Raw genomic sequence first — 3,749 nt, 5'->3', positions numbered from 1 at the left:
CCGCCCCGCGCCCCCGCGGGGGGGGGGGGGGCGCGCTGACTAGGGGCCGGGCCCCCCCGAACGGGGGGGGGGGGGGGGGGGCCGCCGGGCCGGACCGGGTTGCCGTGCGCCCCGGGGGGTTTGGGGCGGACGGCCGTCCGATCGGAGAGGAGTGTGCGCGAACGCATGCCCAGTACGGCGCTGGGGAAGCCCTGTACCGGTTTCGCCCCCGGTTGCCCGGGAGCGGTCTGTCTCACTCATCTGCAGAAACCGTACGGCAGCCGAGGGGGGACCGACAGCAGGAACGGCCTCTTGTCATCGGCCCCCCACAGCTTCTTCACAGTGCCCGACCGTTACCGGCGGTACCGGCGGGCTCCTGTGTTCGGTGGTTCGCTCAGACGTCCGTGCCGATGGCCGCGAACGCCGCCTCGATCAGGTCCAGGCCCTCGTTCAGCAGCTCGTCGCTGATGACCAGCGGCGGCAGGAAGCGGAGCACGTTGCCGTAGGTGCCGCAGGTGAGGACGAGCAGGCCCTCGGCGTGGCAGGCCTTGGCGAGCGCGCCGGCCGCCTCCGGGAACGGGGTCTTGGACGCCGGGTCCTTTACGAGCTCGATCGCGATCATGGCGCCGCGGCCGCGGATGTCGCCGATGATGTCGTACTTCTCCTGCATCGCGGAGAGACGCGACTTCATGATGGACTCGATGTTCTTCGCCTTGGCGTTGAGGTCGAGCTCCTTCATGGTCTCGATGGAGCCGAGCGCACCGGCGCAGGCCACCGGGTTGCCGCCGTAGGTGCCGCCGAGGCCGCCCGCGTGCGCGGCGTCCATGATCTCGGCGCGGCCCGTCACGGCGGCGAGCGGCAGACCGCCCGCGATGCCCTTGGCGGTGGTGATCAGGTCCGGGACGATGCCCTCGTCCTCACACGCGAACCACTGGCCGGTGCGGCAGAAGCCGGACTGGATCTCGTCGGCGACGAAGACGATGCCGTTCTCGTTGGCGAACTTCACGATCGAGGGCAGGAAGCCCTTGGCCGGCTCGATGAAGCCGCCCTCGCCGAGGACCGGCTCGATGATGATCGCGGCGACGTTCTCGGCGCCGATCTGCTTGGTGATCTGGTCGATCGCCTGGGCGGCGGCCTCGGGGCCGCAGTTCTCGGCACCGGTGGGCCAGCGGTAGCCGTAGGCGACCGGGACGCGGTAGACCTCGGGGGCGAACGGGCCGAAGCCGTGCTTGTACGGCATGTTCTTCGCCGTCAGCGCCATCGTGAGGTTGGTGCGGCCGTGGTAGCCGTGGTCGAAGACGACGACGGCCTGGCGCTTGGTGTACGCACGGGCGATCTTGACGGCGTTCTCGACGGCCTCGGCGCCCGAGTTGAACAGGGCCGACTTCTTGGCGTGGGTGCCCGGGGTCAGCTCGGCGAGGGCCTCGCAGACCTCGACGTAGCCCTCGTAGGGGGTGACCATGAAGCAGGTGTGGGTGAAGTCGGCGAGCTGCGCGGAAGCGCGGCGCACGACGGCCTCGGCGGAGGCGCCGACGGAGGTCACGGCGATGCCGGAGCCGAAGTCGATCAGGCGGTTGCCGTCGACGTCCTCGATGATGCCGCCGCCCGCGCGGGCGGTGAAGACGGGCAGCACGGAGCCCACGCCGCCGGCCACCGTCTGCAGACGGCGCGCCTGCAGCTCCTGCGACTTCGGGCCGGGGATCGCGGTGACGATCTTGCGCTCCTGCGGAACAGCGGTCATAGAGGGCTCCTGGGGGTGTTTTCGGACGCACTTGTGTCTTTGTCCGCAGGCTAGGCCCGGGGGAGGGGGTAAGGCATGCTCCGTTAGGGAGTGGTGCCCGCGTGTCCTTGTCCGTGGCGGCCATAGGGAGGACGCGGCGCGGGGGCCGTGGATCCCGCCGGGGTGCGGGCCCAAGTGGCGGGCCGGGCACTAGATTGAGCGCCGCGGCGTTACAGGGACGGCATCGCACGGCAGGGGGCAGGGGTTCATGGACAGCGAGGGCACCAACGACGGACGGGCGACCCGTGCGGGGCACGTCCCCCGCCCGGCCGCACCCGCCCAGGCCCCGCCGAAGCCACGGCACGCGCCGACGGTCGGATCCCCGCTGGCGGACTGGCTCCGCACGCCGCGCCCGCAGGCGGAACCGGGGGTGTGGCGGTTCGGGTACGTGCCGCGCAAGGGGGGCGACGCGGATCCCGTCAGCGACCGGTCGCTGCTGAGCGGGGCGGTCATCTCGTTTCTGGCGTGCGTGCTGGTGTGGTCCCTGATCACCAACCGCTACATCCCGTACGTAGACGTTCCGGTGCGGCTCTTCACTCCCGACGACTGGTGGAAGCCGCTGGGCGGGGGGCCCGTCGACGGCCGGGGCGAGGCCGCGTTGCAGGTGTACGTGATCCTGCTGACGGCCGCGCTGGTGATGTGGTTCAGCCGCCTCGGTTCCTGGGGCCTGGCCTTCGAACGGCTCGTAGCGGCGCGCGGCCCCCGGGCCCGCGTGGCGGGGGCCACGGCCGGAGCCCTGTTCGTGGGGCTGCTGATCTGGAACGGGACCATTCCGATCGCCGACCTCCTCGGCACCCACTACGACCTGCAGGCCCTGAGCAAGGGCGAACAGATGGCGCTGACCGCGGTCGTTTACCCCGTAGCCCTTGCCCCGGTCGTCGTCTTCTTCACCCGCCTCGCGCTCAAGCCCGCCCCCGACGCCCGCCCCAAGACCGCTCAGGCACCGGCGGAGACGCCCGCCGCCGACCCCGCCGAGTGGTCCGAGGTGCGGGAGGCCGGGCTCGGGGATGTGGCCGGGCGGCTTGGGGGGGAGGTGTTCGGGGGGCGGATGAACGACGTGGACTACGCGCGGATCCGGCGGGCCTGGGAGACCGTGCGGGCCGACCCCGCCCGGCTGCCCGCCTTCGCCGACGCCGTCCGCGCCCAGGGCGCCGCCGCCTGCGTCCACCCCTCCGGCGACCGCGACCTGCCGGTCCGCGCCGCCCGGCACGACCTCCTCGCCCGCCAGGTGCTCCTCGGCACCGTCGAGGACGGCGAGCGCAACCCGTACGCCCGCCGCGGCACCGGCCTCGCCCTCGGCCCCGACGTGCTCGGCACCTCCCTGCTCGCCGTCGGCCCCTCCGGCAGCGGCAAGACGGCCCGCCTCGTGCGGCCCGTCGTGGAGTCCCTGGCGCTCCAGGCGCTGGCCGGCCAGGCCGCCGTCATCGCCGTCGGCGCCGCCGGGTCCCCGCTCGGCCCCGACGAGGCGTACGACATCGTGGTCCGCGTCGGCGACCCCGACTCCGTCCACGACCTCGACCTCTACGGCGGCACCGGCGACTGCGACGAGGCCGCCGCCCTGCTCGCCGAGGCCCTCGTCGCCGACGTCCCCGGCGCCGACGTACGCCGCGCCGCGACCGCCCTCGCCCAGGTGCTCGGCCCGTTCCGCGCCGCGCACGGCCGCTTCCCCGCCGTGCCCGAGCTGCGCGAGCTACTCGACGGGGTGCCCACCGCCGTCACCTCCCTGCGCCAGGCCCTGGAGGGCGCCGGGCAGCAGGCGATGCTCCGCGAGCTCGACGCGCGCGAGCGCCAGTACGGGGCCCACGGCGACCCCGGCCCGGCCCTCGCCGACCGGATCGCCCTGCTCGACCGGCCCGCCTTCGCCGGCTTCTTCGACACCACCGGACGCGCCCGGCCCTTCTCCCTGCGCACCCTCGAACACCCCGTCCGGGGGGAACGAGCGGATCCGCTTCTACTCCGGCTGGCGGCGACGGGCAGAGAAGACCCGAAC

At 73.5% G+C, this 3,749-nt stretch carries 2 protein-coding genes; one reads left to right on the top strand and one right to left on the bottom strand.

Annotation, left to right across the window (positions count from 1 at the left end; all coding sequences use genetic code 11):
• Positions 1–373: 373 nt before the first annotated feature.
• Positions 374–1,720: a 4-aminobutyrate--2-oxoglutarate transaminase gene (gene gabT, locus ACFVXK_RS21935; protein ID WP_389614119.1), complete on the bottom strand. Its 1,347-nt coding sequence runs from the start codon at positions 1,718–1,720 to the stop codon at positions 374–376.
• Between the two features lie 247 nt (positions 1,721–1,967).
• Between gabT and ACFVXK_RS21930 the strand changes: the two genes are divergently transcribed.
• Positions 1,968–3,749: ATP/GTP-binding protein (locus ACFVXK_RS21930; RefSeq protein WP_389614117.1), on the top strand; the 1,782-nt coding region annotated here is incomplete at its 3' end.

Source organism: Streptomyces sp. NPDC058157, from assembly GCF_042884105.1.
In the GTDB taxonomy this organism is placed as follows: domain Bacteria; phylum Actinomycetota; class Actinomycetes; order Streptomycetales; family Streptomycetaceae; genus Streptomyces.
Note: the sequence above shows the minus strand (reverse complement) of the source record. Positions and strands in the feature narration are given on the sequence as shown.